This window comes from Halomonas sp. AOP13-D3-9, assembly GCF_052379125.1.
In the GTDB taxonomy this organism is placed as follows: domain Bacteria; phylum Pseudomonadota; class Gammaproteobacteria; order Pseudomonadales; family Halomonadaceae; genus Vreelandella.
In genome coordinates this window covers 197,062-222,972 of record NZ_JBQSYH010000002.1, presented here as the reverse complement: position 1 = coordinate 222,972, position 25,911 = coordinate 197,062, and the positions used below count along the sequence as shown (strand labels likewise).

General features: G+C 56.4%; 42 protein-coding genes and 1 riboswitch. Of the genes, 33 read left to right on the top strand and 9 right to left on the bottom strand.

What is annotated here, in order from left to right; translation table 11 throughout:
* Window positions 1-48 precede the first annotated feature (48 nt).
* From rpsJ to ACT3UM_RS03045, 30 genes are all read left to right on the top strand, one after another.
* Window positions 49-360, top strand: a complete 312-nt coding sequence (gene rpsJ / locus ACT3UM_RS03190; RefSeq protein ID WP_007112007.1) for a 30S ribosomal protein S10 — start codon at window positions 49-51, stop codon at window positions 358-360.
* Window positions 361-535: 175 nt separating this feature from the next.
* Entirely contained in the window at window positions 536-1,174 is a 639-nt protein-coding gene (gene rplC, locus ACT3UM_RS03185) for a 50S ribosomal protein L3 (protein WP_498896036.1), read from the top strand.
* 15 nt (window positions 1,175-1,189) lie between these two features.
* Window positions 1,190-1,795, top strand: coding sequence for a 50S ribosomal protein L4 (gene rplD / locus ACT3UM_RS03180; RefSeq protein ID WP_008959168.1), 606 nt, complete (start codon window positions 1,190-1,192; stop codon window positions 1,793-1,795).
* Window positions 1,792-2,088 (top strand): 50S ribosomal protein L23, encoded by a 297-nt coding sequence (gene rplW / locus ACT3UM_RS03175; protein WP_308322059.1) that lies wholly within the window; start codon window positions 1,792-1,794, stop codon window positions 2,086-2,088. Before rplD ends, rplW begins: the two co-directional genes overlap by 4 nt.
* Window positions 2,089-2,105: 17 nt before the next feature.
* Complete coding sequence (gene rplB / locus ACT3UM_RS03170) at window positions 2,106-2,936, top strand: 50S ribosomal protein L2 (protein ID WP_007112003.1); 831 nt, start codon at window positions 2,106-2,108, stop codon at window positions 2,934-2,936.
* A gap of 33 nt (window positions 2,937-2,969) precedes the next feature.
* On the top strand, window positions 2,970-3,245 hold the full coding sequence (gene rpsS, locus ACT3UM_RS03165) for a 30S ribosomal protein S19 (protein WP_009098993.1): 276 nt from the start codon (window positions 2,970-2,972) through the stop codon (window positions 3,243-3,245).
* A gap of 18 nt (window positions 3,246-3,263) precedes the next feature.
* The gene (gene rplV, locus ACT3UM_RS03160) at window positions 3,264-3,596 is read left to right on the top strand and encodes a 50S ribosomal protein L22 (protein WP_007112002.1); all 333 of its coding nucleotides are present in this window, start codon (window positions 3,264-3,266) and stop codon (window positions 3,594-3,596) included.
* Between the two features lie 10 nt (window positions 3,597-3,606).
* Window positions 3,607-4,308, top strand: coding sequence for a 30S ribosomal protein S3 (rpsC, locus tag ACT3UM_RS03155; RefSeq protein WP_009288141.1), 702 nt, complete (start codon window positions 3,607-3,609; stop codon window positions 4,306-4,308).
* Between the two features lie 15 nt (window positions 4,309-4,323).
* Window positions 4,324-4,737, top strand: coding sequence for a 50S ribosomal protein L16 (gene rplP, locus ACT3UM_RS03150; protein ID WP_007112000.1), 414 nt, complete (start codon window positions 4,324-4,326; stop codon window positions 4,735-4,737).
* Window positions 4,737-4,928 (top strand): 50S ribosomal protein L29, encoded by a 192-nt coding sequence (rpmC, locus tag ACT3UM_RS03145; protein WP_007111999.1) that lies wholly within the window; start codon window positions 4,737-4,739, stop codon window positions 4,926-4,928. Before rplP ends, rpmC begins: the two co-directional genes overlap by 1 nt.
* A 1-nt stretch (window position 4,929) precedes the next feature.
* On the top strand, window positions 4,930-5,190 hold the full coding sequence (rpsQ, locus tag ACT3UM_RS03140; RefSeq protein ID WP_007111998.1) for a 30S ribosomal protein S17: 261 nt from the start codon (window positions 4,930-4,932) through the stop codon (window positions 5,188-5,190).
* A gap of 48 nt (window positions 5,191-5,238) precedes the next feature.
* Window positions 5,239-5,610: a 50S ribosomal protein L14 gene (gene rplN / locus ACT3UM_RS03135; protein WP_008959163.1), complete on the top strand. Its 372-nt coding sequence runs from the start codon at window positions 5,239-5,241 to the stop codon at window positions 5,608-5,610.
* Between the two features lie 14 nt (window positions 5,611-5,624).
* Window positions 5,625-5,939, top strand: coding sequence for a 50S ribosomal protein L24 (gene rplX / locus ACT3UM_RS03130; protein WP_007111996.1), 315 nt, complete (start codon window positions 5,625-5,627; stop codon window positions 5,937-5,939).
* 18 nt (window positions 5,940-5,957) lie between these two features.
* Window positions 5,958-6,497 carry a 50S ribosomal protein L5 gene (gene rplE, locus ACT3UM_RS03125; protein ID WP_035582688.1) on the top strand — a complete coding sequence of 180 codons (540 nt, stop codon included), beginning with the start codon at window positions 5,958-5,960 and terminating at the stop codon, window positions 6,495-6,497.
* Between the two features lie 10 nt (window positions 6,498-6,507).
* Entirely contained in the window at window positions 6,508-6,813 is a 306-nt protein-coding gene (gene rpsN, locus ACT3UM_RS03120; RefSeq protein ID WP_022520866.1) for a 30S ribosomal protein S14, read from the top strand.
* A 32-nt stretch (window positions 6,814-6,845) separates the two neighbouring features.
* Window positions 6,846-7,238 (top strand): 30S ribosomal protein S8, encoded by a 393-nt coding sequence (gene rpsH / locus ACT3UM_RS03115; protein WP_007111993.1) that lies wholly within the window; start codon window positions 6,846-6,848, stop codon window positions 7,236-7,238.
* A gap of 9 nt (window positions 7,239-7,247) precedes the next feature.
* Entirely contained in the window at window positions 7,248-7,778 is a 531-nt protein-coding gene (gene rplF / locus ACT3UM_RS03110) for a 50S ribosomal protein L6 (protein WP_498896029.1), read from the top strand.
* A gap of 9 nt (window positions 7,779-7,787) precedes the next feature.
* On the top strand, window positions 7,788-8,138 hold the full coding sequence (gene rplR, locus ACT3UM_RS03105) for a 50S ribosomal protein L18 (RefSeq protein WP_008959159.1): 351 nt from the start codon (window positions 7,788-7,790) through the stop codon (window positions 8,136-8,138).
* Window positions 8,139-8,149: 11 nt separating this feature from the next.
* Complete coding sequence (gene rpsE, locus ACT3UM_RS03100; RefSeq protein ID WP_009723889.1) at window positions 8,150-8,650, top strand: 30S ribosomal protein S5; 501 nt, start codon at window positions 8,150-8,152, stop codon at window positions 8,648-8,650.
* A 6-nt stretch (window positions 8,651-8,656) separates the two neighbouring features.
* Window positions 8,657-8,839: a 50S ribosomal protein L30 gene (rpmD, locus tag ACT3UM_RS03095; RefSeq protein ID WP_008959157.1), complete on the top strand. Its 183-nt coding sequence runs from the start codon at window positions 8,657-8,659 to the stop codon at window positions 8,837-8,839.
* Window positions 8,840-8,842: 3 nt separating this feature from the next.
* Window positions 8,843-9,277: a 50S ribosomal protein L15 gene (rplO, locus tag ACT3UM_RS03090; protein WP_035582693.1), complete on the top strand. Its 435-nt coding sequence runs from the start codon at window positions 8,843-8,845 to the stop codon at window positions 9,275-9,277.
* A complete protein-coding gene (gene secY, locus ACT3UM_RS03085) occupies window positions 9,278-10,609 on the top strand; it encodes a preprotein translocase subunit SecY (protein ID WP_498896025.1) in 1,332 nt (443 codons plus the stop codon).
* Between the two features lie 62 nt (window positions 10,610-10,671).
* The gene (gene rpmJ / locus ACT3UM_RS03080; RefSeq protein WP_008959154.1) at window positions 10,672-10,785 is read left to right on the top strand and encodes a 50S ribosomal protein L36; all 114 of its coding nucleotides are present in this window, start codon (window positions 10,672-10,674) and stop codon (window positions 10,783-10,785) included.
* 123 nt (window positions 10,786-10,908) lie between these two features.
* Window positions 10,909-11,265 carry a 30S ribosomal protein S13 gene (gene rpsM, locus ACT3UM_RS03075; protein ID WP_007111986.1) on the top strand — a complete coding sequence of 119 codons (357 nt, stop codon included), beginning with the start codon at window positions 10,909-10,911 and terminating at the stop codon, window positions 11,263-11,265.
* Between the two features lie 39 nt (window positions 11,266-11,304).
* Window positions 11,305-11,691 (top strand): 30S ribosomal protein S11, encoded by a 387-nt coding sequence (gene rpsK, locus ACT3UM_RS03070; RefSeq protein ID WP_007111985.1) that lies wholly within the window; start codon window positions 11,305-11,307, stop codon window positions 11,689-11,691.
* Window positions 11,692-11,703: 12 nt separating this feature from the next.
* Window positions 11,704-12,324, top strand: coding sequence for a 30S ribosomal protein S4 (rpsD, locus tag ACT3UM_RS03065; RefSeq protein ID WP_008959152.1), 621 nt, complete (start codon window positions 11,704-11,706; stop codon window positions 12,322-12,324).
* A gap of 100 nt (window positions 12,325-12,424) precedes the next feature.
* Window positions 12,425-13,420, top strand: a complete 996-nt coding sequence (locus ACT3UM_RS03060; protein WP_035582698.1) for a DNA-directed RNA polymerase subunit alpha — start codon at window positions 12,425-12,427, stop codon at window positions 13,418-13,420.
* A 39-nt stretch (window positions 13,421-13,459) separates the two neighbouring features.
* Window positions 13,460-13,846, top strand: a complete 387-nt coding sequence (gene rplQ, locus ACT3UM_RS03055) for a 50S ribosomal protein L17 (protein WP_008959150.1) — start codon at window positions 13,460-13,462, stop codon at window positions 13,844-13,846.
* A gap of 291 nt (window positions 13,847-14,137) precedes the next feature.
* Window positions 14,138-15,454 carry an SPOR domain-containing protein gene (locus tag ACT3UM_RS03050; RefSeq protein ID WP_498896233.1) on the top strand — a complete coding sequence of 439 codons (1,317 nt, stop codon included), beginning with the start codon at window positions 14,138-14,140 and terminating at the stop codon, window positions 15,452-15,454.
* A gap of 81 nt (window positions 15,455-15,535) precedes the next feature.
* Complete coding sequence (locus ACT3UM_RS03045; protein WP_498896021.1) at window positions 15,536-16,411, top strand: DMT family transporter; 876 nt, start codon at window positions 15,536-15,538, stop codon at window positions 16,409-16,411.
* Window positions 16,412-16,419: 8 nt separating this feature from the next.
* Here the strand turns inward: ACT3UM_RS03045 and ACT3UM_RS03040 are convergent, their stop codons facing one another.
* The 6 genes from ACT3UM_RS03040 to ACT3UM_RS03015 form a co-directional block, all read right to left on the bottom strand.
* On the bottom strand, window positions 16,420-17,157 hold the full coding sequence (locus ACT3UM_RS03040) for a DODA-type extradiol aromatic ring-opening family dioxygenase (RefSeq protein WP_498896019.1): 738 nt from the start codon (window positions 17,155-17,157) through the stop codon (window positions 16,420-16,422).
* A gap of 74 nt (window positions 17,158-17,231) precedes the next feature.
* Window positions 17,232-17,660 (bottom strand): DoxX family protein, encoded by a 429-nt coding sequence (locus tag ACT3UM_RS03035; RefSeq protein WP_498896017.1) that lies wholly within the window; start codon window positions 17,658-17,660, stop codon window positions 17,232-17,234.
* Between the two features lie 66 nt (window positions 17,661-17,726).
* A complete protein-coding gene (locus tag ACT3UM_RS03030) occupies window positions 17,727-18,644 on the bottom strand; it encodes a LysR family transcriptional regulator (protein ID WP_498896015.1) in 918 nt (305 codons plus the stop codon).
* Complete coding sequence (thiE, locus tag ACT3UM_RS03025; RefSeq protein WP_498896013.1) at window positions 18,641-19,273, bottom strand: thiamine phosphate synthase; 633 nt, start codon at window positions 19,271-19,273, stop codon at window positions 18,641-18,643. The genes ACT3UM_RS03030 and thiE overlap by 4 nt, the downstream gene beginning before the upstream one ends.
* The gene (gene thiM / locus ACT3UM_RS03020; protein WP_498896011.1) at window positions 19,263-20,072 is read right to left on the bottom strand and encodes a hydroxyethylthiazole kinase; all 810 of its coding nucleotides are present in this window, start codon (window positions 20,070-20,072) and stop codon (window positions 19,263-19,265) included. Before thiM ends, thiE begins: the two co-directional genes overlap by 11 nt.
* 23 nt (window positions 20,073-20,095) lie before the next feature.
* A riboswitch (TPP riboswitch) is annotated at window positions 20,096-20,194 on the bottom strand.
* Between the two features lie 54 nt (window positions 20,195-20,248).
* Window positions 20,249-20,593: a hypothetical protein gene (locus tag ACT3UM_RS03015; RefSeq protein WP_035582714.1), complete on the bottom strand. Its 345-nt coding sequence runs from the start codon at window positions 20,591-20,593 to the stop codon at window positions 20,249-20,251.
* A 246-nt stretch (window positions 20,594-20,839) separates the two neighbouring features.
* On the opposite strand from ACT3UM_RS03015, the gene gloA reads away from it, so the two are divergent.
* Together gloA and ACT3UM_RS03005 are read left to right on the top strand one after the other, a co-directional pair.
* Entirely contained in the window at window positions 20,840-21,376 is a 537-nt protein-coding gene (gene gloA / locus ACT3UM_RS03010; protein WP_498896009.1) for a lactoylglutathione lyase, read from the top strand.
* 9 nt (window positions 21,377-21,385) lie between these two features.
* On the top strand, window positions 21,386-21,754 hold the full coding sequence (locus tag ACT3UM_RS03005) for a DUF6164 family protein (protein ID WP_498896007.1): 369 nt from the start codon (window positions 21,386-21,388) through the stop codon (window positions 21,752-21,754).
* A 14-nt stretch (window positions 21,755-21,768) separates the two neighbouring features.
* Here the strand turns inward: ACT3UM_RS03005 and ACT3UM_RS03000 are convergent, their stop codons facing one another.
* Both ACT3UM_RS03000 and ampC read right to left on the bottom strand, forming a co-directional pair.
* On the bottom strand, window positions 21,769-22,434 hold the full coding sequence (locus tag ACT3UM_RS03000; protein WP_498896005.1) for a cupin domain-containing protein: 666 nt from the start codon (window positions 22,432-22,434) through the stop codon (window positions 21,769-21,771).
* A 120-nt stretch (window positions 22,435-22,554) separates the two neighbouring features.
* On the bottom strand, window positions 22,555-23,721 hold the full coding sequence (gene ampC, locus ACT3UM_RS02995) for a class C beta-lactamase (protein ID WP_498896231.1): 1,167 nt from the start codon (window positions 23,719-23,721) through the stop codon (window positions 22,555-22,557).
* A gap of 158 nt (window positions 23,722-23,879) precedes the next feature.
* On the opposite strand from ampC, the gene ACT3UM_RS02990 reads away from it, so the two are divergent.
* Window positions 23,880-24,755, top strand: a complete 876-nt coding sequence (locus tag ACT3UM_RS02990; RefSeq protein WP_498896003.1) for a LysR family transcriptional regulator — start codon at window positions 23,880-23,882, stop codon at window positions 24,753-24,755.
* A 24-nt stretch (window positions 24,756-24,779) separates the two neighbouring features.
* On the opposite strand, the gene ACT3UM_RS02985 is transcribed toward ACT3UM_RS02990, so the two are convergent.
* Complete coding sequence (locus tag ACT3UM_RS02985) at window positions 24,780-25,898, bottom strand: metal ABC transporter solute-binding protein, Zn/Mn family (RefSeq protein WP_498896001.1); 1,119 nt, start codon at window positions 25,896-25,898, stop codon at window positions 24,780-24,782.
* Between the last annotated feature and the right edge of the window lie 13 nt (window positions 25,899-25,911).

The window sequence follows — 25,911 nt, the reverse complement described above, 5'->3', positions numbered from 1 at the left end:
CGTGGGTAGACGGCTCGCGCCGTCGACATCCATTGGAGTTTAGGGCAAATGCAGAACCAAAAGATTCGCATTCGGTTGAAAGCTTTCGACCATCGCCTGATCGACCAGTCTACAGCGGAGATTGTTGAAACCGCTAAGCGTACTGGTGCTCAGGTTCGTGGACCGATTCCGCTGCCGACCAACCGCGAGCGTTACACCATTCTGATCTCGCCACACGTCAACAAGGACGCGCGTGATCAGTATGAGATTCGTACGCACAAGCGTGTGCTCGACATTGTTGAGCCGACCGAAAAAACTGTTGATGCTTTGATGAAGCTTGATCTCGCCGCAGGCGTTGACGTGCAAATCAAACTCAACTAATTACACTAGTCACTTTGCGGCCCAGCGCTCATCGCTCGTTGTAAATTGTAAGTACTAACAAGCTAGCATGAGCAGCAGCCGCCGCGCCGTGAGGCGCCATACAATGTGCTAGTGGAATGCTCTGGAAAGGGCAGCCATAGCGGGTGATAGCCCCGTACACTATAGGAGACTGAGTATGACTATCGGTTTAGTCGGTAAAAAGGCCGGGATGACCCGTGTCTTTACCGAAGACGGCGCGTCTGTGCCCGTAACCGTTATTGAAGTTGATCCTAATCGTGTTACTCGCGTTAAATCTGTCGAATCTGACGGTTACGCAGCGATTCAGGTCACATCTGGCTCTCGTAAAGCTAAGCACCTCACCAAAGCGCAGGCTGGTCAGTTTGCCAAGGCGGGTGTTGAAGCTGGTCGTGCACTGATGGAATTTCGTCTTGCAGAAGGCGAAGAGATTCCTGAAGTGGGCGGCGCAATCACCGTATCCCTCTTCGAAGCTGGTCAAATGGTTGACGTGACTGGCACCTCTAAGGGTAAAGGCTTCCAGGGTGCTGTTAAGCGCTGGAATTTCCGTACCCAAGATATGACTCACGGTAACTCTCTGTCGCATCGCGCGCCGGGTTCTATCGGCATGTGTCAGACTCCGGGTCGCGTTTTCAAAGGCAAAAAGATGGCCGGTCAAATGGGTAACGCCCGTTGCACCGTGCAGAGCCTTGAGATCGTCCGTGTCGACGCCGAGCGTAACCTGCTGCTGATTAAAGGCGCCGTACCGGGTGCTCCCGGTAGTGACGTTATCGTTCGCAGCGCCGTGAAAGCAGGCTGAAGGGGATAATTACCAATGAATCTGAATCTTGCTGCAGGCGCGGGTACCGTTGAAGTAGCCGACGCCACTTTTGGCAAAGAATTCAACGAAGCGCTCGTTCACCAAGTGGTCACTGCCTATTTGGCGGCTGGTCGTCAGGGAACTCGCGCACAAAAGAGTCGTTCCGACGTTCGTGGCGGTGGTAAAAAGCCGTGGCGTCAGAAAGGCACCGGTCGTGCACGTGCCGGTACCATCCGCTCTCCGCTATGGCGTAGCGGCGGCGTAACCTTCGCGGCGCGTCCGCAAGACTACACCCAGAAGGTTAACCGCAAGATGTACCGTGCAGCGATGCGCTCCATCTTGTCAGAGCTGGTACGTCAAGAGCGCCTAGTCGCGATTGAAGAGTTCGTCGTCGATGCGCCCAAGACCAAGCAGGTAGCTGCCAAGCTGAAAGAGCTCAACCTTGAAAAAGTGTTGATCGTCACTGAAGAAATTGATGAGAAGCTCTATTTAGCCGCACGCAACCTTCCCCACGTTGACGTGGTGGATGTCGCGGCAGCTGACCCGGTAAGCCTGGTAGCCTTTGATAAGGTCCTGATTACCGTCTCCGCCCTGCGTAAATTCGAGGAGAAGCTGGCATGAACCAGGAACGCGTATTCAAGGTTCTGCTTGGACCACACGTGACCGAAAAAGCCGCGATGGCAGCCGAGCGCAACCAGTACGTTTTCAAGGTGGCATCTGATGCTACCAAGCCCGAGATCAAAAAAGCCGTTGAAGCACTTTTCGGCAAAAAGGTCGGTAGTGTTCAAGTGCTGAACATGAAGGGTAAAACAAAGCGTACTGCGAACGGCATTGGCCTACGTAAGGGTTACCGCAAGGCGTATGTAACTCTGGCTGCGGGTGAAACGCTCGAAGACTTCACAGGCGCCGAATAAGGGCAGGAGTACGGATAATGGCAATCGTCAAGACCAAACCCACTTCCGCCGGTCGTCGCCACGTCGTCAAGATCGTTGGCGAGGAACTGTTTAAAGGCCGTGCCTATGCACCGCTGTTAGAAAAACAGTCCAAGTCCGGCGGCCGTAATAACTACGGTCGTATCACCACCCGCCACGTGGGCGGTGGTCATCGTCACCACTACCGGTTGATCGATTTCAAGCGCACCAAAGATGGCATTCCTGCCACCGTTGAGCGTTTGGAGCACGATCCCAATCGCAGTGCACACATTGCGCTGCTGAAGTATGCCGATGGTGAGCGTCGTTACATCATTGCACCGAAAGGTGTCAGCGCGGGTGCCGTGCTGGAATCAGGTGTTAACGCGTCAATCAAAAAAGGCAATGCCTTGCCGCTGCGCAACATCCCGTTGGGTTCTACGGTGCACTGCATCGAACTCAAGCCGGGTAAAGGCGCGCAGATTGCTCGCAGTGCCGGTACAAGCGCCCAGTTGGTTGCTCGTGAAGGTAACTATGCCACCCTGCGCCTTCGCTCTGGCGAAATGCGTAAAGTGTTAGCCGAGTGCCGCGCGACCTTGGGTGAAGTGAGCAACTCCGAGCACAGCCTGCGTCAACTTGGCAAGGCCGGTGCGAAGCGCTGGAGAGGTGTGCGTCCGACTGTTCGCGGTGTCGCGATGAACCCAGTCGATCACCCACACGGTGGTGGCGAAGGCCGCACCAGTGGTGGTCGTCACCCGGTATCCCCATGGGGTGTGCCGACTAAGGGTCACAAGACGCGTAAGAACAAGCGCACCGACAAGCTGATCATTCGTCGTCGTAATAAGACGCGTTGATCTAAATTGCCAAGACATTAAGAGGTAACGGCTGTGCCACGTTCACTAAAGAAAGGTCCCTTCATTGACCTTCATCTTTTGAAGAAGGTAGAGGCTGCAGTGGAGAAGAACGACCGTAAACCGATCAAGACCTGGTCGCGTCGTTCTATGATCCTGCCCAATATGGTAGGCCTCACTATCGCGGTCCATAATGGTCGCCAACACGTCCCGGTGCACGTATCCGAGGAAATGGTTGGCCACAAATTGGGCGAATTCGCTGCTACCCGCACTTATCGTGGGCATGCGGCGGATAAAAAAGCCAAACGGTAAGCCAGAGAGGATTGAGAGATGGAAGTCACAGCTAAGCTGCTTGGCGCTCGTTTATCCGCCCAGAAGGCCCGTTTGGTGGCTGACCAGGTGCGCGGTAAACCTGTCGCCGAGGCACTCGACCTGCTGACCTTCTCACCGAAGAAGGCTGCCAAGCTGGTTAAGAAGGTGCTGCAATCCGCGATTGCGAATGCGGAAGAAAATAACGGCATGGATATTGACGAGCTGCGTGTCTCGACCATCTGCGTCGATGAGGGCATGACGCTCAAGCGTATCAAGCCGCGTGCCAAGGGGCGTGCGGATCGTATCTTGAAGCGCACGTGCCACATCACCGTCAAGGTAGCCGAGAAGTAGGAGTCGACCGATGGGTCAGAAAGTCAATCCAACAGGCATTCGACTGGGCATCGTCAAAGACCATGCTTCTGTCTGGTATGCTGAGCGCGGCGCTTACGCCGATAAGCTCAATAACGATCTCGAAGTGCGTAGCTTCCTGGAAGAGCGTCTTAAAAGCGCCTCTGTTAGCCGCATCCACATCGAGCGTCCGGCGAACAACGCCCGCATCACCATTCACACTGCCCGTCCGGGTATCGTGATTGGTAAAAAAGGTGAAGATGTCGACCGTTTGCGTCGCGATCTTACCCAGATGATGGGTGTTCCCGTGCATGTGAACATCGAAGAAGTTCGCAAGCCGGAGCTGGATGCCAAGCTAGTCGCTGCTAACGTAGCGGGTCAGCTTGAGCGTCGCGTCATGTTCCGTCGTGCTATGAAGCGCGCGGTACAGAACGCAATGCGTCTTGGCGCTGGTGGCATCAAGATTCAGCTGTCAGGTCGTCTTGGTGGCGCTGAAATCGCACGTACCGAATGGTACCGCGAGGGTCGCGTTCCGCTGCACACGTTGCGTGCGGATATCGACTACGCCACTTACGAAGCTCACACCACCTATGGCGTTATCGGCGTCAAAGTGTGGATCTTCAAGGGTGAAATCCTCGGCGGTATCGAGGAAGTACGTGCCAAGGCTAAACAACAGCCTGCCGGCAACGCGCCCAAGAAGAAAGGTTCCAGGTAAGGGGAGAGCGAGTCGATGTTACAGCCCAAGCGTATGAAATTCCGCAAGATGATGAAAGGCCGCAACCGTGGCCTGGCGCATCGCGGAAGCAAGATCAGCTTCGGGGAATACGGCCTAAAAGCTACCGGTCGCGGCCGCATCACTGCGCGTCAGATCGAAGCAGGCCGTCGTGCGATCACACGTCACGTTAAGCGTGGCGGTAAAATCTGGATCCGCGTCTTCCCTGATAAGCCGATCTCCAAGAAGCCGCTCGAAGTTCGTATGGGTAAAGGTAAAGGTTCTGTTGAGTACTGGGTTGCCCAGATCCAACCGGGTCGGGTCCTGTATGAAATTGAAGGCGTGTCGGAAGAGCTCGCTCGCGAAGCGTTTGAGCTTGCCGCACAGAAAATGCCCTTATCCACCACCTTTGCGAAACGGACGGTGATGTGATGAAAGCCCAGGAAATTCGTGAAAAGTCCGCAGGAGAGCTCCAGGAGCAACTCCTCGAACTCCTCCGCGAGCAGTTTAACCTGCGCATGCAGAAGGCCACTGGCCAACTGAGCCAGACTCATCTGCTCAAGCAGGTCCGCCGGGATATCGCCCGTGTTAAGACTTTGCTCAACGAGAAGGCAGGTGATTGAGATGGCCGAAGAAAACACAAAGCGTACGCTCACTGGTAAAGTGGTGAGCGATAAGATGGATAAGTCCATCGTCGTTATGATCGAGCGGCGCGAGCGTCACCCGATCTACGGAAAATACGTTAAGCGCTCCACCAAGCTGCACGCCCATGATGAGGCGAACCAGGCTAAGGCAGGCGATACGGTCTCTATTCAAGAGTGCCGTCCGCTTTCCAAGAAAAAAGCTTGGACGCTGGTCGAGGTGGTTGAACACGCCAAGGGTTAATCCCTGGCTTGTCAATCAGTGCAGTCAGATTAGGTTTGGAGAAAACCGATGATTCAGACTCAGACAATGCTGGATGTCGCCGACAACAGCGGAGCGCGCCGGGTGCAGTGCATCAAGGTGTTAGGCGGTTCACACCGTCGTTACGCTCGCGTTGGTGATATCATCAAGGTCACGGTTAAGGAAGCGATTCCGCGTGGCAAGGTCAAAAAAGGCCAGGTGCTAAAAGCGGTCGTGGTCCGGACCCGTAGTGGCGTCCGTCGTCCCGACGGTTCGCTCATCCGTTTCGATGGAAATGCGGCAGTTTTGTTGAATAACACCAACGAACAGCCCATCGGTACCCGTATTTTTGGGCCGGTGACTCGTGAACTTCGTAATGAAAAGTTCATGAAGATCATTTCCTTAGCGCCTGAAGTGCTGTAAGGAGCGAGGCGGATATGCAAAAGATCAAACGTGACGATGAAGTCATCGTCATCGCCGGGAAGGATAAAGGCAAGCGTGGCACCGTTAAGCGGGTATTAGAAAACCGCTTTTTGGTGTCCGGTGTGAACATGATTAAACGTCACACCAAGCCAAATCCCATGGCGGGTAATCAGGGCGGTATCGTCGAGCGTGAGGCTCCGATTCACGCGTCCAACGTAGCCATCTTCAATTCGGAGACCGGTAAGGCGGATCGCGTCGGCTTCCAAGTGAAGGAAGACGGTACCAAGGTACGTATCTACAAGTCGACGCAGACGCAGATCGACGCCTAACGCGAGTCGGGTAGCAAAATGGCGAACTTGAAAGAACGTTATCAAAACGAGGTAGCAGCTCAACTCAAAGAAGAGTTCAGCTATGCCAACGTTATGCAGGTACCCCGGATCACGAAAGTGACTCTGAACATGGGTATCGGCGAAGCAGTCAACGATAAAAAGTTGATTGACAATGCCATCGGCGACCTAGAGAAGCTCTCGGGTCAAAAACCGTTGGTGACCAAAGCACGTAAGTCCATCGCGGGCTTTAAGGTGCGCGAAGGTTGGCCAATCGGCATCAAGGTAACACTGCGCGCTGAGCGCATGTGGGACTTCTTGGACCGTTTGGTGTACATCGCGATTCCCCGCGTGCGTGACTTCCGTGGTCTCAACCCGAAGTCTTTCGACGGTCGTGGTAATTACTCCATGGGTGTGCGTGAGCAGATCATCTTCCCGGAGATCGAGTATGATAAGATCGATCGCATCCGGGGGTTGGATGTCACCATCACGACGACCGCCAACACCGACGAGGAAGGTCGCGCGCTATTAACCGCGCTGAACTTCCCGTTCAAGAAATAGGGGCGAGATCATGGCTAAGAAAAGTATGGTAGAGCGTGAGCTTAAGCGTACTCAGCTGGTCGCGAAGTATGCGACCAAGCGCGCTGAACTCAAGAAGATCATCTCAGACGTGAACACGTCTGAGGAAGACCGCTTCGAGGCGACGCTGAAGCTGCAGCAACTGCCGCGCGACTCAAGCCCGGTGCGTCAGCGTAACCGCTGCCGTATTACCGGTCGTCCGCACGGTTTTTACAACAAGTTCGGCCTCGGCCGTAACAAGCTGCGTGAAGCCGCCATGCGTGGCGACGTTCCAGGACTCAAAAAGTCCAGTTGGTAACGCCACGTAGAATTATCAGGAGCGCACATTAAATGAGCATGCAAGACACTCTGGCGGATATGTTTACTCGTATCCGCAATGCGCAGATGGCCACCAAGGAGACGGCAACCATGCCGTCCTCCAAGCTGAAAGTGCAAGTGGCCCGAGTGCTAAAGGAAGAAGGCTACATTGCCGACTTTGCGGTAGCGGAGGGCGCTAAGCCTGAGCTAACCGTAACTCTCAAGTACTTTGAGGGTAAGCCGGTCATTGAGCACATTCAGCGGGTTTCCAAGCCGTCTCTGCGCCGCTACATGGGCAAGGACAACTTGCCTAAGGTTGCCGATGGCCTGGGTATCGCGATTGTCACCACGTCAAATGGTGTCATGACCGATCGTGCCGCGCGCCAAGCGGGTGTCGGTGGCGAAGTCATCTGCACCGTATTCTAGGAGGCTGGAATGTCCCGCATAGCGAAATATCCGGTTAAAGTGCCTGCCGGCGTTGAGATCAAAATTGATGCCGACCAGCTGACCGCCAAAGGCGGCCAGGGCACGCTATCTATGACCATCCACTCTGATGTAGTGGTCGGTCAAGAAGATGGCCAGCTGACCTTCGCCCCGAGCGAATCTGCCAAGAGCTGGGCAATGGCCGGTACTACCCGCGCCCTCGTTCAGAACCTGGTAACGGGCGTATCCGAGGGTTTCACAAGAACTCTCGAAATTGTTGGCGTCGGTTATCGTGCCCAAGCTAAGGGCCAGACGCTCAATCTTTCACTGGGCTTCTCGCACCCGGTCGACTACGAACTGCCTAAAGGTGTCTCAGCGGAAACGCCGAAGAACACCGTTATCGTGCTGAAAAGCGCGGATAAGCAGCAGCTCGGTCAGTGCGCCGCGGAAATCCGCGCCTTCCGTCCCCCTGAGCCGTATAAAGGCAAGGGTGTTCGGTACGCCGACGAGCAGGTGCGTCGCAAAGAAGCCAAGAAGAAGTAAGGCAGGGTTATGAACGCGAAGAAAGAATCTCGTCTCCGTCGTGCCCGCCGCGCTCGCGCCAAGATCCGCGAGCTGGGCGTGTATCGCCTGTGCGTCAACCGTACCCCGCGTCACATCTATGCGCAGATTATCTCGCCGGATGGTGGCAAAGTGCTAGCCAGTGCTTCTACGCTGGACAAAGCACTGCGCGAGGGTGCGACCGGCAACTCAGATGCGGCCTCTAAAGTAGGTGCTCTGATTGCTGAACGCGCTAAAGAAGCAGGCATCACCCAGGTGGCCTTCGACCGTGCTGGCTTTAAGTATCACGGCCGCGTCAAGGCGCTGGCCGACGCCGCACGTGAAGGCGGCCTGGAATTCTAAAGGGTTTTACGATGGCGAAGAACGAACAGCAAAGCGGTGATCTGCAAGAGAAGTTAGTGCAGGTTAACCGCGTCGCCAAGGTGGTCAAGGGTGGTCGTATTTTCGGCTTCACCGCACTGACCGTCGTTGGTGATGGTAAAGGTCGTGTCGGTTTCGGACGTGGCAAGGCGCGTGAAGTGCCTGTCGCAATCCAGAAAGCGATGGATCAAGCTCGTCGCAACATGGTCAAGGTGAACCTTGCTGGCCATACGCTGCAGTACCCCATTAAAGCCCGTCACGGTGCTTCCAAGGTGTACATGCAGCCGGCTTCAGAAGGTACCGGTATTATCGCCGGTGGCGCCATGCGCTCTGTACTAGAGCTCGCCGGTGTCCACGATGTACTGGCCAAGTGCTACGGTTCCACCAACCCGGTTAACGTGGTACGAGCGACTGTTAAAGGTCTCTCCTCCATGCAAGCACCGGAAGACATTGCCGCCAAGCGCGGTCTGTCTGTCGAAGCGATCACGGGGTAAGACACCATGGCAGCAACGATCAAGGTTACCCAGATCCGCAGCACCATCGGCATCATGCCCAAGCACAAGGCTACTATGAAAGGCTTGGGCCTGCGTCGCATCGGTCATACGGTTGAACTGGAAGACACCCCTGCCGTACGCGGCATGATCCACAAGGTAACTTACCTTGTGCGCGTTGAGGGAGAGTAATCCATGAAGCTTAATACCCTAAGCCCGGCTCCGGGCTCCAAACACGCTGCAAAGCGCGTTGGTCGTGGCATCGGTTCCGGTCTTGGTAAGACCGGTGGCCGTGGTCACAAAGGTCAGAAAGCACGTAGTGGCGGCAGTGTTAAGCCCGGTTTCGAAGGCGGTCAGATGCCTTTGCAGCGTCGTTTGCCGAAATTCGGCTTTACGTCTGCAAAGTCGCTGGTCTCTGAAGAAGTCCGCTTGGCTGAGCTGGCCAAGGTTGCCGGTGGTGAAGTTACCCTGGCGTCTTTGAAAGAAGCCAATGTGCTGAAGGATTCTACGCTACACGCGAAGATTATCCTTTCTGGCGAACTGAAAACAGCGGTTACCGTTCGCGGCATCAAGGTCACCAAAGGTGCCCGTGAAGCGATCGAAGCTGCTGGCGGCAAGGTAGAGGACTAAATGGCCAAGTCAGGAAACATGCCGGCGATGGGCAGCGGTCTGAGTGAACTGTGGGCGCGTTTGCGCTTCGTGCTCCTCGCCATCGTGGTGTACCGTATTGGTGCCCACATTCCCGTTCCCGGTATCAATCCTGACCAGCTTGCTGCCTTGTTTAGGGAGCAACAGGGTACCATCCTGGGCATGTTTAACATGTTCTCGGGTGGCGCCCTGGAGCGCATGAGTGTTCTCGCCCTGGGTATAATGCCCTATATTTCGGCGTCGATTATCATGCAGCTCATGACTGCGGTCTCCCCTCATCTTGAGCAGCTCAAGAAAGAGGGTGAGGCTGGCCGCCGCAAGATTAGCCAGTACACCCGCTACGGCACGGTGATACTGGCATTTGTCCAGGCAGTCGGCATGTCCGTCGGTCTGGCTAGCCAAGGCATCGCGTACACTGCAGACTTTAGCTTCTTTTTCACCGCCGTGATTACGTTTGTGTCGGGTGCGGTGTTTATGATGTGGCTAGGTGAGCAGATTACCGAGAAAGGCATCGGCAACGGTATTTCGCTGCTGATTTTTGCCGGTATTGTTGCTGGACTACCCAGTGCCGTGGGCCAAGCGTTCGAGCTTGCCCGTAATGAAGGGGCCTGGAATGTTCTGCCACTGTTAGCGCTGTCAGTGTTAGGTGTTGCGACAGTTGCCTTTGTGGTTTTCATTGAGCGTGGCCAACGCCGCCTCAAGGTTAATTATCCACGGCGACAAGTGGGCAATAAGATGTATGCAGGGCAAAGTAGCTACCTGCCTTTGAAGGTTAATATGGCCGGCGTTATCCCGGCGATTTTTGCCTCCAGTATCCTGCTCTTCCCGGCCTCTATTGGCCAGTGGGTAGGTGCCGGTGAAGGTATGGAGTGGTTGCAGCGTGCATCTCAGGCATTAGGTCCAGGTCAACCGCTTTACATCTTGCTTTTCGCGGCGGCAGTGGTATTCTTCTGCTTCTTTTACACAGCGCTGGTCTTCAACCCCAAGGATGTGGCTGACAATCTTAAAAAGTCAGGCGCTTTCCTGCCGGGCATTCGCCCCGGCGAGCAGACCGCTCGCTATATCGACAAGGTCATGACACGTCTGACCCTGTTCGGTGCCTTGTATATCACTGCGGTTTCCTTGATGCCCCAGTTCTTGATTGTGGCGTGGAACGTGCCGTTTTTCTTCGGCGGTACCTCGTTGTTAATCGTAGTCGTGGTCATCATGGACTTCATGGCCCAGGTGCAGTCGCATCTCATGTCGCATCAGTATGACTCAGTGATGAAGAAGTCCAACCTGAAAGGCTACGGTAGCGGCGGTATCATGCGCTGAGGCGCCGCCCACCCTATTAAGTTAGCGGGGCGCGCCGCGAGCCGGTTTTTGGAGAAAGATCGATGAAAGTTCGAGCTTCCGTAAAGAAAATGTGCCGTAACTGTAAGATCATTCGTCGCAATGGCGCTGTCCGCGTCATCTGCAGCGAACCACGGCACAAACAACGCCAGGGTTAATAGCCTGGGTTGTATTAAGCGGGTGCCAGCATACCCCTTGCCTTAGGGCAATTGATGGGGTATGCTGTTGCGCCTTTTGTAGATGAATAAACGAGCAAGCCGCTCAAATTTCGGAGTAAGCTGATGGCCCGTATTGCAGGCGTCAATATCCCGGACAACAAGCATGCGGCGATCTCGCTGACCTATATCTTCGGGATTGGCCGTACCCGTGCTGAGCACATCTGTGCAGCAGCTGGTATTGCCATGAATGCCAAGATCCAGGACCTGTCTTCTGAAGAAGTCGACACCCTGCGTTCTGAAGTTGGCAAGTACACCGTAGAAGGCGACCTTCGTCGTGATGTTACGCTTAACATTAAGCGTCTCATGGACTTAGGCTGCTACCGTGGTCTGCGTCATCGTCGTAGTCTTCCGCTGCGTGGTCAGCGGACTAAGACTAACGCGCGCACCCGTAAGGGCCCGCGTAAGCCGATCCGCAAATAACACGCACGTTCTGGCGTAAAGACAGGAATAGACATCAACATGGCTAACCCGCGTAGTAACCGTAAAAAGGTTAAAAAGCAGGTAGTGGATGCGATTGCACATATCCATGCCTCTTTTAACAACACGATCGTGACGATCACAGACCGCCAGGGCAATGCTCTTTCTTGGGCAACTGCCGGTGGTTCGGGTTTTCGTGGTTCTCGCAAGAGCACCCCGTTCGCTGCTCAAGTGGCAAGCGAACGTGCAGCAACTGCTGCAGCCGAGTATGGTGTGAAAAACGTAGACGTACTGGTTAAAGGCCCAGGTCCCGGTCGTGAATCCGCCGTGCGCGCACTGAATGCCGCCGGCTTCCGCGTGCAAAGCATCGTAGACGCGACGCCCATTCCCCATAATGGCTGCCGTCCGCCGAAGAAACGCCGCGTTTAAGGAGACAGATTCATGGCTCGTTATATTGGACCGAAGTGCAAACTGTCTCGTCGTGAAGGCACCGACCTCTTTTTGAAGAGTGGTGTGACTCCCTTCGAGAAAAAGTGTAAATCCGAGCAGATCCCGGGTGTACACGGCCAGCGTCGTCAACGTCTTTCAGACTACGGCTTGCAGCTTCGTGAGAAGCAAAAAGTACGTCGCATGTATGGCGTACTCGAAAAACAGTTCCGTAACTACTACAAAGAAGCCGCTCGCCTGAAAGGCGCGACCGGTGAAGTATTGTTGCAGTTGCTAGAATCCCGACTGGATAATGTCGTCTACCGCATGGGCTTCGGCTCGACTCGCTCTGAAGCGCGTCAGCTGGTCAGCCACAAAGCGATTTCCGTGAATGGCCGCACCGTTAACGTTGCTTCCTACCAAGTGAAGCCGGGTGACGTTGTTTCCATTCGCGAAAAGGCGAAAAACCAAGCACGTATTCAAAGCGCGTTGTCCATTGCGGCCAACCGTGGCGATATCGCTTGGATCGAAATCGACGCCAAGAAGATGGAAGGCACTTTCAAGGCTCTGCCTGAACGCGGTGACCTGTCTGCCGACATCAACGAAAACCTGATCGTCGAGCTGTACTCCAAGTAAGCAGTTTTCTGTTTCTTGTCGATCTGGTGCCGGTTTAAAACGCCAGCGCCAGGTCGTACCGAGTATCAAGTATCCGTTTGGCAGCCTGAAAGGTGTTCATATGCAGCGTTCAGTGACAGAGTTTCTCCGTCCTCGCGACATCAAGGTCGAAGAAATCAGCGCACATCACGCCAGAATCGTGCTCGAACCGTTCGAGCGTGGCTTTGGTCACACCCTGGGGAATGCACTTCGTCGCATTCTGCTTTCGTCTATGCCCGGCTGTGCCGTGGTAGAGGCTGAAATCGCCGGCGTCGAGCATGAGTACAGTGCGCTCGAAGGGGTGCAGGAAGATGTCATTGAGATCCTCCTGAACTTGAAAGATGTTGCGATCAAAATGCACAGCCGCGATGAGGCGGTGCTCACGCTGAACAAGCAGGGCCCAGCCGTCGTCACCGCTGGCGACATTGCGCTTGATCATAGCGTCGAAATCGTCAACCCGGACCACATCATTGCACACGTCAATGAAGGTGCCGAGCTGAAGATTCAGCTTAAGGTAGCGCTGGGTCGTGGCTACGAGCCGGCTGACGCGCGTGGCTCTGATGAAGAGACGCGTGCTATTGGCCGCCTGCAGCTGGATGCCACCTTCAGCCCTGTCCGCCGTGTTTCCTACTCGGTTGAAGCCGCTCGTGTCGAGCAGCGCACCGATCTCGATAAGCTAATTATCGACTTGGAAACCGACGGTACCCTGGATCCGGAAGAGGCTATCCGTCGCAGTGCGACCATCCTGCAAGAGCAGCTGGCCGCCTTCGTCGACCTGGAAGCTGATAAAGAACAGGAAGTCGAAGAGGAAGAGGATCATGTCGATCCAATTCTATTGCGCCCCGTAGACGATCTTGAGTTGACCGTTCGCAGCGCGAACTGCCTAAAAGCCGAGAATATTTACTACATCGGTGATCTGATTCAGCGCACAGAAGTTGAGCTGTTGAAGACACCGAACCTCGGTAAAAAGTCTTTGAATGAAATTAAAGACGTATTGGCGGCTCGCGGCTTGTCCCTTGGCATGCGGTTGGAAAATTGGCCACCGGCAAGCCTGAAGGACGACAAAGCCTCCGCGTGAGCGTCGACTTGAGTCCCAGTTTGGTAAGGAATTACAACCATGCGTCATCGTAAGAGTGGTCGTCATCTGAATCGCACCAGCTCGCATCGTCAGGCCATGTTCAAGAACATGTCTGTCTCGCTGGTCGAACATGAAGTCATTAAGACAACCCTGCCGAAAGCCAAGGAGCTGCGTCGCGTTATCGAGCCGCTGATCACCTTGTCTAAGCAGGATAGCGTTGCAAACCGTCGTTTGGCGTTTGCCCGCACGCGCTCTAAAGAAGCCGTCGGCAAACTGTTCAACGAACTAGGTCCGCGTTATGCCGAGCGTCCGGGCGGTTACGTCCGTATCCTTAAGTGCGGCTTCCGCACCGGCGACAACGCGCCTATGGCGTTCGTTGAGCTAGTTGACCGTCCGGTTGTTGAAGAAGCAGCGGCAGAAGAGTAATCCTCTGCGCTAGGCCTCTTTGGTAGCGAATGAAAACCGACCCCCAGTGGGTCGGTTTTTTTATATGCGCATTTATCTTCTCTTTTCTAAGCTTAACTGTGTATATACTCTACTTATCATCATAACTATTCAGCGTTGGCCTGTGGTGAGCCGATAGGAAGCCTTGCGTTGCACCCAGAGTGTGGCATGGTAGTTAAGTCGTTGATCGTCTAGCGCATTGATAACAAGCAAGGGGCAGGTATGTATGCAAGGTTAAACAGCGCTGCGGCAGGAGCGGCCACGATATTGAGTATGCTAGTGCTGCTTGTACTGGCGATGACGACCAGCGCGCATGCCGACAATCCACGCTATGCGGGTATTGTTGTCGACTTGGATAATGGCGAAGTGCTCTACGCCGAGAATATTGACGATCAGCGCTACCCTGCGTCGCTTACTAAGATGATGACGCTCTATCTGACGTTTGAAGCGTTAGAAGAGGGGGCGCTACGTTTAGATCAGCCCCTGCCTGTTTCCCCTTATGCGGCCGCCAAGCCTGCCGTCAAACTGTGGTTGGCTGCAGGCAGCTCTATCCCGGTGGATACCGCTATTCGTGCGCTCGCGGTGCGTTCTGCAAATGATGTTGCTGCCGTGGTCGCCGAAGCGCTGGGTGGCAGTGAAGCGCACTTTGCGCAAATGATGACCACCAAGGCGCGCGAGTTGGGCATGCACGCCACCACCTTTCGCAATGCCTCCGGCTTGCCGGATGAGCGACAAATTACCACCGCACGGGATATGCTAACGCTCTCGGTCAGAGTGATGCAGGACTTCCCCCAGTACTACCACTATTTTGGTCTGCAGGAGTTCACCTACCGTGGGACCCGGCATACCAGTCACAATCGGTTGGTGCGCGATTACCCGGGGGCCGACGGCTTAAAAACCGGCTTTATTCGCGCTTCTGGGTTTAACGTAGCGACCACCGCGATGCGCGGTAATCGGCGTTTGGTGGGTGTTGTGATGGGCGGTTTTTCTTCCCAGTCCCGGGATACCCATATGGCCAACCTGCTAGATCGCAGCTTCCTACGTGCCTCGCTGCGCGACCAGCAAAACTGGATGGGCGACACCGATTTCTCGCGTGAATTCATGGCCTTTGCGCCGCCTGCCCAGCCGGTTGCGCCACAGCAGCCCCTCTTGGCGGTGGTCGAAACCACAACACTGTCGCCATCGGCCCACGCCACACCTGCCACGCCAGTTGTTGATCTTGAAGAGCAGTTGGCCGGTATTGCTACCATTCAGCGCCCCCCACCCCCCAGCGAAGCGCCGCAGACTGATCCTCTACAAGCGTTCATTGAACGTGAACGTCAGATGGCCGCCGCTAATGAAACGGGCGGCGGCTGGGGGGTGCAAGTGGGCGCTTTTAGTCGCGAAGCCCAAGCGCGCCAGTTGGCTCAGCAGGCGGCTCAACGCATCGCCCAGAATTTAGGCGGACGCGTTGCTGTGGACACTGTAGAAGGACAGAATCCGGTTTATCGCGCCCGGCTAATGGCATTGGATGAACAGCGTGCCCGCCAAGCGTGCCGTGAACTGCACTCCCAGGGTATGGACTGCATGGTGGTTAACGCCAGCCTATAAGGTGGTGTATGGCCATTACCCCGCCAATGGCAAGTTGGCGGGGTTTTTGCTTTTTAACGGCTAATAAAAAAGGAGGTTGCGGTGACAACGTCACTCAAAGGCATACTCTGTATGTGTCTGGGCGTGCTGTTTTTAGCCCTAGGCGACGCCGTTTCCAAATGGTTAGGCGAAGTGCATTCGCCGCTGCAGATTATTTTCTTCCGTGCGTTAGTCTCGCTACCGATGATTGCGCTGCTGGCCCATTTTGCCGGTGGCTTGCGTAAGCTAAGGACTAAGCGGCCTGGCGTGCATTTTCTGCGCGGATTGATCTATACCGCCACCATGGTCTGTTTCGTATGGGGCTTAACGCTGTTACCCCTGGCGGAAGCCACGGCAATCGCTTTTGTGGCACCGCTGTTCGTAACGCTACTGTCGGTGCCCTTGTTGGGTGAGCGAATTGATCCGCCGGTACTCATCGCATCGTTAGTGGGGTTTGCGGGGGTACTGATTGTGGTTCGCCCCAACGGCGATGCCTTTCAGGTGGGCGCATTAGTGCTGGTGGCCGCCGCGCTATTTTATGCGCTGATGATGATTACCGCGCGCCGCTACGGCGCCCGCGAGCACTTATGGGCAATGCTGTTTTACATGACCTTTGTGCCATTAATCGTCACTGGATTAACGCTGCCGTGGGTGTGGCAAACACCCCAGCCGTGGCACTGGGTCGGGTTTTTCGCGTCTGGCGTGCTCGGTGTCGCCGCCACCGCTTTTATCACTTTGGCCTTTCGGTTTGCCCCTGCGGCCATCGCCGCGCCATTTGATTACACCGCCATGCTGTGGGCGGTGCTGTTGGGCTGGTGGTTCTGGGGCGAAATGCCGGATCTTTGGGTCTGGGTAGGCAGCGCCTTGATAATGGGCAGCGGTTTAGCGGTGGCGTATCACGACCGTAGAACCACCCTTAAACGCCGCCCAACTGCCTAGCAATATACTTAAGCAAACTGATAAACGTCCATGGCAAGCACCCCGTGCTCGACGCTGTGGTGCAGCTGGGCCGCCTCGCCTCCGGCTCCCATGGCCACCAGCAATGGTTGAAAATGCTCAGGGGTTGGATGGTTCTTCTCGGCGTTGGGCGCGCGCTCCCAGCTAAGCAGTGCGTCGCGATCATTGGCGATCAGGCGTTCGCTGACCCAAGTGGCAAACTCATCGACCCAGGCAGGCATTGGGCTCTCCAGGGGCATAATTTCATAAAGATTATGGGTCAGGCTACCCGAGCCGATAATGAGAATGCCTTCTCCCCGCAGTGCCGACAGGTGCTCACCCAGCGCGACTAGTTCTTGATTGCTCCAACGCACCGGAAGCGACAGCGAAACAACCGGCACCTTGGCGTCAGGAAACATTAATGAGAGGGGTACCCAAGCGCCGTGATCCAGGCCGCGCTCTACCCGCTCGGCGCCTAGTAACTCGGCTAGCCGTTCAGCCAGTTCAGGCTCGCCGGGGGCGGGATACTGGCACTCGAACAGCGCCCGTGGAAAGCCGCCAAAATCGTGTATGGTCTCTGGCTTGGCGCTGGTACTGACCTTGAGCGCTAGGCTCTCCCAGTGTGCCGACACCACGACCACCGCCTTGGGTGAAAGCCGTTTGCCCAGTTCGCGTAGAAAGGCGTGAGCCGGGGTTTTATTAAGCGCCAGCATGGGCGAACCATGGGAAATAAACAGGCTAGGTAACATGGGGGAATCTCCATAGCAGCATTGCCAGCGCTGACGGTGAGGCGAGCGCTGGCGATAGGATTGTGGGTTAGGGGTTAGGCGAATCGATTGCTTAACACCCAGCGGCCGCTGCCCAGGCCCGCTTGCACGATTAACGCCAGCGTCCAGAACACCGGGAATTCCCAACCGCCGCCGGCATTTGAAAACATCCAGCCGTTGCCAAGATGCACCCAGGCAGCGCCAAGCAGCACGGGCACCAGCGCCAGGCTCACCCAGCGGGTATATACGCCAAGCAGCAGGGCGATGCCGCCGCCGATTTCGGCAGCAATGGTCAAGTAGGCCAGAAATCCAGGTAAACCCAGTGATTCAAAATAGCCGACGGTGCCCGGCAGGGTAAACACAAACACCTTGAGCAAACCGTGAGCGAGGGCCATTACTCCTAGTGCAATACGTAGTAGCGAGATGGCATGGGGCTGTAGAGAAGGAGTGGAGTGAGTAAGGGTTGTCATAAGAGTAGCTTCCATCGAATGGTTGATGGCGCTACTTTACCGCCGGATTATATCGAGATAATCAGCATATTTTGCACATCACTATTGCGTAATTGGCGACAATCCGATGTTCTGCTCCCAAACCGGTGGATCGCCCCACGCCTCGGTGAGCAGGTCAATAAAGCGCTCCACCTTGGCAGGCAGGTAGCGCCGGGCGGGGTAGAGCGCGTGAACATCGAGCCGCACCGTTGGCTCATGGGTCAAAATGGGCACTAAACGCCCGCTGGCGATACTCTCCGTGACCAGAAAGCTGGGCTGTTGAGCGATGCCCAGGCCCGCTTCTGCGGCGTGAGTGAGTACATCGCCGTTATTGCTTTCCAGCGGGCCATTGACCGTCAACGACTGTGTGGCAATCTGCCAGTCAGCGCTGTGCTGGCCGCTGCGGTAGCGAAGGCAGCGGTGCTCAGCAAGGGCTTTAATGCTACTGGGTTCGCCGTGGGTGGCAAGGTACTCTGGTGATGCGCAAAACAGCAGGCGGCAGCGGGTTAGGCGGCGTGCCACTAAACTTGAGTCTGGAAGGCTGCCGATACGAATGGCGACATCATACCCCTCTTCCAGCAGATCAACGCGGCGGTCGTTCAGATCCAATCGAACTTCAAGCGCTGGATGGGCCTGCATAAATTGAGCAACGAGAGGCGCCAGGTAGCGGGTGCCGAAACTCATTGGCCCATTCACGCGTAGCCGTCCACGCACATCACTGGTGCCTTGGCCTACTTCGGCGGCGGCTTCATCGAGCGCTTGCAGCACGCCTTGGGCGCGGGCTAAATAGCGCTCCCCGGCTTCCGTGAGATGCAGTCGTCGCGTAGTGCGCTGTATGAGTCGCGCCCCCAGTGCCTCTTCCAGCGCCATGACCTGGCGGGATACGCGGGTGCGCGAAATATCCAGCGCTTCGGCAGCCCGGGTATAGCTACCCAGCTCGGCTACCCGCACAAAAGCGACGATGTGCTCCAACTGGTTCATGACGCCGAAACAGCTTGGAAAACCTGAAATGTCCGTGCCGCCTGGTAGGGGTCAGGCTGACCACAAATAGCCGATATCACCGCTAAACCGTTCGCTCCCGCGCGCTGCACGCTAATCGCATGGTTGGCTTTCAGCCCGCCAATGGCCACGCTGGGCAGCGGGCACGCCTTGACCAACGACGCCAGGCCGCCAAAGCCGATGGGCTGGGCATGATCCTGCTTGCTCACCGTGGCAAACACCGGGCCAATCCCCACATAATCGAGTAACTCCACCGGTGCAGCTTCTAGCTGGGCGAGGGTGTTGATCGACAGGCCAATAATCGCCTGCTCACCTAACACTCTACGCGCCTCTTGAACGGCAGCGTCGCTCTGGCCGACGTGCAGACCATCTGCCTGGCTCTCAAGCGCCACCTGCAAACGGTCGTTAATGATCAGTGGCACACCGGTGCCCGCCAGCACCGCTTTGAGCCGCTTGGCTTGGGTCAACATCTGTTCGTCGCTGGCGTGCTTATCACGCAGCTGCACGATGGTGACGCCGCCTCGTACCGCTGCCTCAACCGTCTGCTCCAAGCCAATGGCGTCGCACAGCGCAGCATCGGTGACTAAATAAAGCGATAGATCAAACGGCATCGATAGCCTCCAACTGGGCATGGGTGGTGAGGTCGTCAGGGGTGAGTTGGTACAGCGTATCCAGCAGCGCCACTTGAAAGCTGCCAGGCCCCTGGGCGTTGCTGCCTGCCCGTTCACCGGCGACCGCAAAGCAGGCCAGGGCGGCGGCGGTCGCGCCCAGCGGCGCTTCACGGTTGGCAGCCACAAAGCCTGCCACCAGCGCGCTTAGCCCGCAGCCTAATGTTGTCACCCGGGGCATTAAGGGGTGGCCACCGTTAATACGGTAGTGCTGTGTGCCGTCTGTCACCCAGTCGCTTTCCCCGGTCATCGCGACGATACAGCCATTTTTTTGCGCCAGGGCGATGGCTGCATCCACGGCTTGCTCCGTAGCGGCCGTCGAGTCCACCCCGCGGCCCTGGCTGGCTAAGCCGTTAAGGGCAAGAATCTCCGACGCATTGCCACGAATCACGCTGGGTTTATTGGCCAGCAGTTTCGCGCACAGCGTTTGGCGATAGCGCGTAGCGCCAACGGCGACGGGATCCAGTACCCAGGGAATCGCGTGTTGATCGGCAGTCGCTGTGGCGGTCAGCATCGCATCGGCCCAGTGGGAGGAGATCGTGCCGATGTTAATCGAAAGCCCCGCGGAAATAGCCGTGAACTCCGCCACCTCTTCAGGCGCATGCAGCATGGCGGGCGACGCGCCGGTGGCTAGCAGCAGGTTGGCAGTGCTGTTCATGGCCACATAGTTGGTTATGCAGTGAACCAGAGGTGTCACTGCGCGCAGCGTCTCTAGGTAATCGCCAAGCGGGCGTAGGGTCATAGCATCCTCCCGGCAGGGAGGTGGTAAGCGTTACCACGACTCCCTACGCCGGTGTTATCCGGTTCAGGTTCAAAGGGTGCTTCTCAGCCCACTGGTAACGGAGGGCGCCCCTGTCGAATGATTACTATCCTTGCCTGGAGTAGCCCTGTAAAGCCCCGAATGCGGACGATGGCCCGCTAGCGAAACGAAATACGTGTACCGTAGGTAAGCATTTCATCAGGCGTTATGGCTTTCCCCTCTACCCCGATCATCTCGTCGCCGCACTGGTCAGCGAAGGTCAGTACGCCGTGGGTCAGGCCCAGTTGACCTAGGGTGTCGCGTATCTCGCCCGTGCCCAAAAAAGTGCTGACATGGCCCTTGTTGTCGCTCAGGTCAGACACGCCGTTGGCGTGATGAAAACGCACTTTGTAGATGCCATCCATGGATTCAACCTCCACAATCGGCGAAAAACCGTTGTGCAGAGCATTGGAAAGTTGCTTTAGCGTCAGCTGGTCACCCAGCGTCATATCAATCGAACTCATGGAAAACTCCTGGACGACGCCGTCAATGTGAAGCGTCGCTCATGTGGCAGGAACTGCTTTTTTGTAAAGCTTGTGAATAATAAGTGTAGGGGTTTTGTTCATGATTGCCAGTGCGCTTATGGGTAGCGTGATGCGACGCTGTCTATGTGCTTGTAAGGGCTGGTATTATGGCCCTAAAGCCCCCATGGTAAGCGGTATATGAGGCGCAATAGCCTCCATGGTTAATATCAGCAGCAGGAGAGCGGAATGAGTTTTCAAGGCGAACAGCACCCTGGCGTCGTTGCTACACCACCCCAAACTCAAGGGTTTCGTTTAAATCACACCATGCTGCGGGTGAAGGATCCTGAGCGTGCGCTGGCGTTCTACTCAAAGGTGTTTGGCATGCAGGTGATGCGGCGGCTGGATTTTGAAGAGATGCAGTTCTCGCTGTATTTCCTGGCTAACTTGGAGCCCAGCGACAGCGTGCCGGAAGATGCGCAAGCGCGTACCGCCTGGACGTTTAGCCAGAGAGGGCTGCTGGAGCTGACCCACAATTGGGGCACCGAAGACAAGGACGACTTTGCCTACCACGATGGTAACGCCGAACCCCAAGGCTTCGGGCATATCTGCTTTAACGTGCCGGATTTAGCGGCGGCTCAAGCGTGGTTTGACCAGCATGATGTCACCTTTGTGAAACGTGCCGATCAGGGCAAGATGAAAGATGTTATCTTCGTTAAAGACCCGGACGGCTACTGGATCGAAGTGATTCAGGCAGACCTGATGGTGGGGAAGAGCGACGCTTGAGGCACGCCAATGGCTGAACTACTGTTCCGGCTGCGCCACGTTACCGACGAAGAAGCCATGGAAGTGCGTGACCTGCTCGCCGCCCATGGCTTTGATACCTATGAAACCCAGGCGGGGTTTTTCCGCCTGGGCGTCGATGCTATTTGGTTGCGCAACCCGCACCAACACGACGCGGCCATCGCCGCGCTAGAAGCCTATCAGGCGGAGCGCCTGGAGCGTGTCCAACGGGAGCATCAGGCAGCGGTTGAGCGGGGTGAGCAAATGACGCTATGGAAACGCCTAGCGGCCCACCCGCTGCAGGTGGTGCTGGTGCTATTAGCGGTGACGCTGATTGTCGCCCTCACACTTTTGCCGTTTTTGGGCTTGTCGCAAACCTGAAACGGAACCTAAGCCTAAGCAGGCGGCAGATGACCGCGTTTAAGGTACATCATGACCCCATCTTCACCAGCGGTGAGAGCAGGGGCTGCGCCACTAGGGTAGCGGCACCAGGTGCCCGCCGTGTAGCTTTGCTCTCCATCGCTCAGCGTGCCTTCCAGAACCAAAAACTCCAGACCGCCCAGCAGCGTGGGGTAGGCAATGGAAGTGCCCGCCGACCAGCGTTCCAGGCTGGTACGTTCCTGCTTGTAAGTGTGCAGCATTTTGTAGGCGATGCGCGGGCGCCGGTCTGGCTGCCAGGGCAGTCGGTGGGCGGGCACCGCCAGTTGGAGCGTGTCGTTGGGGTCAAACTGATGCAGTTTGACGAAAATCAGCGCTCCTTCCTCGCCAATATTTGGCGTATGGCCGGTGCCGATGGGGTTTCTGAGGTAGCTGCCCGCCGCGTAGCGCCCATGTTCATCGGCGAACACGCCTTCCAGCACCAGAATCTCTTCGCCACCGCCGTGGGTATGCCGCTCAAACTGCGTATTGGGTGCGTAGCGGACAAGGCTGGTGGCGCGGGCAACTTCATCGCCAATGCGGTCAAACATCATGCGCTCTACCCCCGCACTGGGGGAGTCGACCCACTGATACTCTTCTGGGGTAACACAGGCAAAGTGGCTAAAATCGGCGTTTAAACGCATGGGAAAGGGCTCTTCGCAGTGAAGGTTAGTAACGGGGAGGGGTGTTAGTCTCCTTATCGACAGCGAAAAATGCAACCAAAAAGCCGCCCGAAGGCGGCGTCACGTTGTCTGGACGCTTACTTAGGGCGCTTCAGTGAGCTCGGAAAGGATATGGTGAGCCGCCTCAATGCGGGCCTGATTGGGATAGTTGCGGTTGGCCAGCAGCACAATGCCGATCTGCTCGCTGGGCACAAAGGCTACGTAGCCGCCAAAACCGTTGGTGGCGCCGGTTTTGTTGTAGAACGCCTCCTGCCTGGGGGCTAGCGGCGGGGTTAAGCGGTTGGCGGCGTTGGGCTCCAAAATCATCTCAAGGGAGTTGCCCGCCAGTAACTGCTCAAGCGTCACCGGGTAGGCGTAGCTTTCCCAGCCCAGCCCTTGGGTCATATCGCCGAACTCAAAGTAGCCTGTGCGCGTGGCTGCCAAGGCTTGGCGGAGTGGCTCGTCGTCGAGCCCAGGCGCCTCCATATGCGCCTCCACAAACGTCAGCACGTCGGCGGCTGTGGATTTTAAACCGTAAGCTTGGGCATCCAGCATGCCTGGGTTGACCCGTATAGGCTTATCCTCTTTTGAGTAACCGTAGGCGTAGTGATCCTGCTGCGATTCCGGTACCTGGTAATAGCTATGCTCAAGCCCCAGCGGGGCGAACAGCGCTTCTTCCATCAGCATCTCGAACGGTTTATCAAGGCGTTGGGCAGTTAAATAGCCCATCAGGCCTATGCTCGGGTTGGAGTAGAGTCGATGGCTGCCGGGGGGAGATTCAGGTTGCCACTGGCGATAGTAGTCGAGCATTTGCTCTTCGTTTTGTACCGCATCGGGGAACTGCAGCGGAAGCTCACCTGCCGTATAGGTGCCCAGTTCCAGCAGCGTGATCTCATCGAAGGCACTGCCTTCAAGGGTGGGCAGGTACTGGCTGGCCGGGTCGGATAGCGAAAGCGCACCGCTGGACTGGGCATAGCCCGTTAACGCCGCCGTGAAGATCTTGCTGATCGAGCCGAGTTCGAACAGTGTCTCATCGGTGACCGGAGTACCCGCTTCTTGGTCGGCTTCTCCATAATTAAAGTAATGCTGTTGGCCACCGATACTCACAGCGACCGCCATGCCTGGAATACGGTGCTCCGCCATCAAAGGCGCAATAGTGTCGTTTACCAGCGCCTCGATGTCTGCGTTTTCAGGCGCATCAGATGCCCAGGCAAAGCTGCCGATGAAAAGAGAACCCGTCATGATAAGCCCGGAGTTTGCTGCTAACATCTTACCCATACCAGTATCCTGTTGTGATTAGCATTGAGTGAAAGCTGGGTGGTCTCACCCGCCGTAAAGAGCGTGACAGTGGCTAATTTACGGCGTGCTGTGTCGATTAACAAACAGCGATATTTTGCCCGAGCCATTAGAAAAATTTGGGGGTCAAGGTGGTGCGTCCCTACCTACCGTTAAAAGCACTGCGCGCCTTTGAAGCGTCGGCCAGGCATTTAAGCTTTACCCGAGCATCTGAAGAGCTTCACGTCACCCAGGCCGCGGTTAGCCATCAGGTGAAGCTGCTCGAAACGCAGTTGAAGGTGCCGCTGTTCAAGCGCTTGCCTAGAGGGCTAATGCTGACTCAGGAGGGTGAGCTGCTGCTGCCGGTATTGAAGAGCTCATTTGATCAGATCTCCCACACCCTGGAACGGGTGGGCGAGAGCAGCTACCGGGAAGTGTTAAATGTTGGAGTGGTCGGGACCTTTGCCGTCGGCTGGCTGCTGCCAAGGCTGGCGGATTTTAAGGACCAATACCCGTTTGTCGATTTGCGCCTTTCCACCCATAACAACCGCGCGGATATTGCCGGTGAAGGGCTCGATTTTGCTATCCGCTTTGGCACCGGGGCCTGGCACGCTACCGCGGCGCAGCCTCTGCTACCGGCGTCACTTTCGGTCATGTGCACGCCGACCATTGCTGCCCGGCTTAACACGCCAGCCGATCTATTAGGCGAGACCTGGCTGCGCTCTTACCGTGCCGATGAGTGGACAGAGTGGCTATTAGCGGCGGGGCTGCCGCGCAGCTTTGCGATGACTAACAGCATTGTGTTCGACTCTTCCATCGCCATGGTGGAAGCCGCGATACAAGGGGCAGGCGTGGCGCTGGCGCCACCGCTGATGTTCCCCCGCCAACTGAGCAGCGGCGCGCTGGTACAGCCTTTCGACACCGCTGTCAGCCTGGGAGGTTACTGGTTGACTCGCCTGCAGACACGCCCGGAAACCCGCGCCATGGCCTCTTTCCGGGAGTGGCTGCTCACCGCGATTAACGTCTGAGCATCGCTTGGTTATCCGGCCCGCTTAGTGGCTATGCTCGTCATGGTCATGGTCATGGTCATGGTCATCGTGCTCGTGACTGTGCTCATGATCGTCATGACCACCAGGCTGGGCCAACGCATCGTGCAGCACATGGGCATTGTGGCGCATCATCCCCAGATAGGTGCTGGCTTCGCCTTCCGAGGCTAACGCATCGGCGTAAAGCGTGCCCGCAATCGGCAGGCCGGTCTCTTCGGCGAGCTGGGTGATGATCGACTGATTGGTCATGTTCTCATGGAACAGTGCCTTCACGTTCTCCTGCTCAATCACATCTACCAGTGCTGCCATGCTGGCGCCACTGGGGTCAGCTTCCGTAGAAAGTCCCACCGGCGAGAGGAAGGTCACGCCATAGGCGCTTGAGAAGTAGCCAAAAGAGTCGTGGCCGGTAATCACGCTGGTGGAGGCAGGGATCTCGTCAATCAGCGCACGGATCTCAGCGTCTACCTTGGCCATATCCTGTAAGTACTGCTCTGCATTGGCACGGTAGGCATCGGCGTTGTCGGCATCTGCGGCGATTAACCCATCACGAATGTTGGCAACATACACCTCGGCCTGGTGCATATCCTGCCAAGCATGGGGGTCTTGATTGCCATGGTCATGACCGGCGTGCTCACCCGCATGTTCTGCGTGATCGTGTTCTTCATGCTCGTGTTCTTCATGCTCGTGTTCTGCATGGTCGTGTTCTTCATGGGCATGGTCATCATGTCCGTGATCATCATGTTCTGCATGCTCGTCATGCCCAGCATAAGAGAGCGGCTCGATGCCATCGGTCGCGGTGACCAACGGGCCGGCGTAGTCGCTGGCGCTAATCAAGCGCTCCATCCAGCCTTCAAACAGCAGGCCGTTGAAGACCACTAAATCAGCGTTGGCCAGAGAGCGGGCATCGCCAGGGCTGGGGGAGTAAACGTGGGCGTCGCCATCAGCAGCCACCAGGGAGGTCACGTCGACATGCTCGCCGCCCACATTTTCCACCATATCCGCCAGGATAGAGAAACTGGTGACCACTTGAACGCGCTCATTCGCCATGGCAGCAGGCAGCGCCAGCATAGCGGAAACGCCCACTAACCAGCGCGACGACCAAGGTGATAAATAGCCAAGCGACATACAACACTCCTTA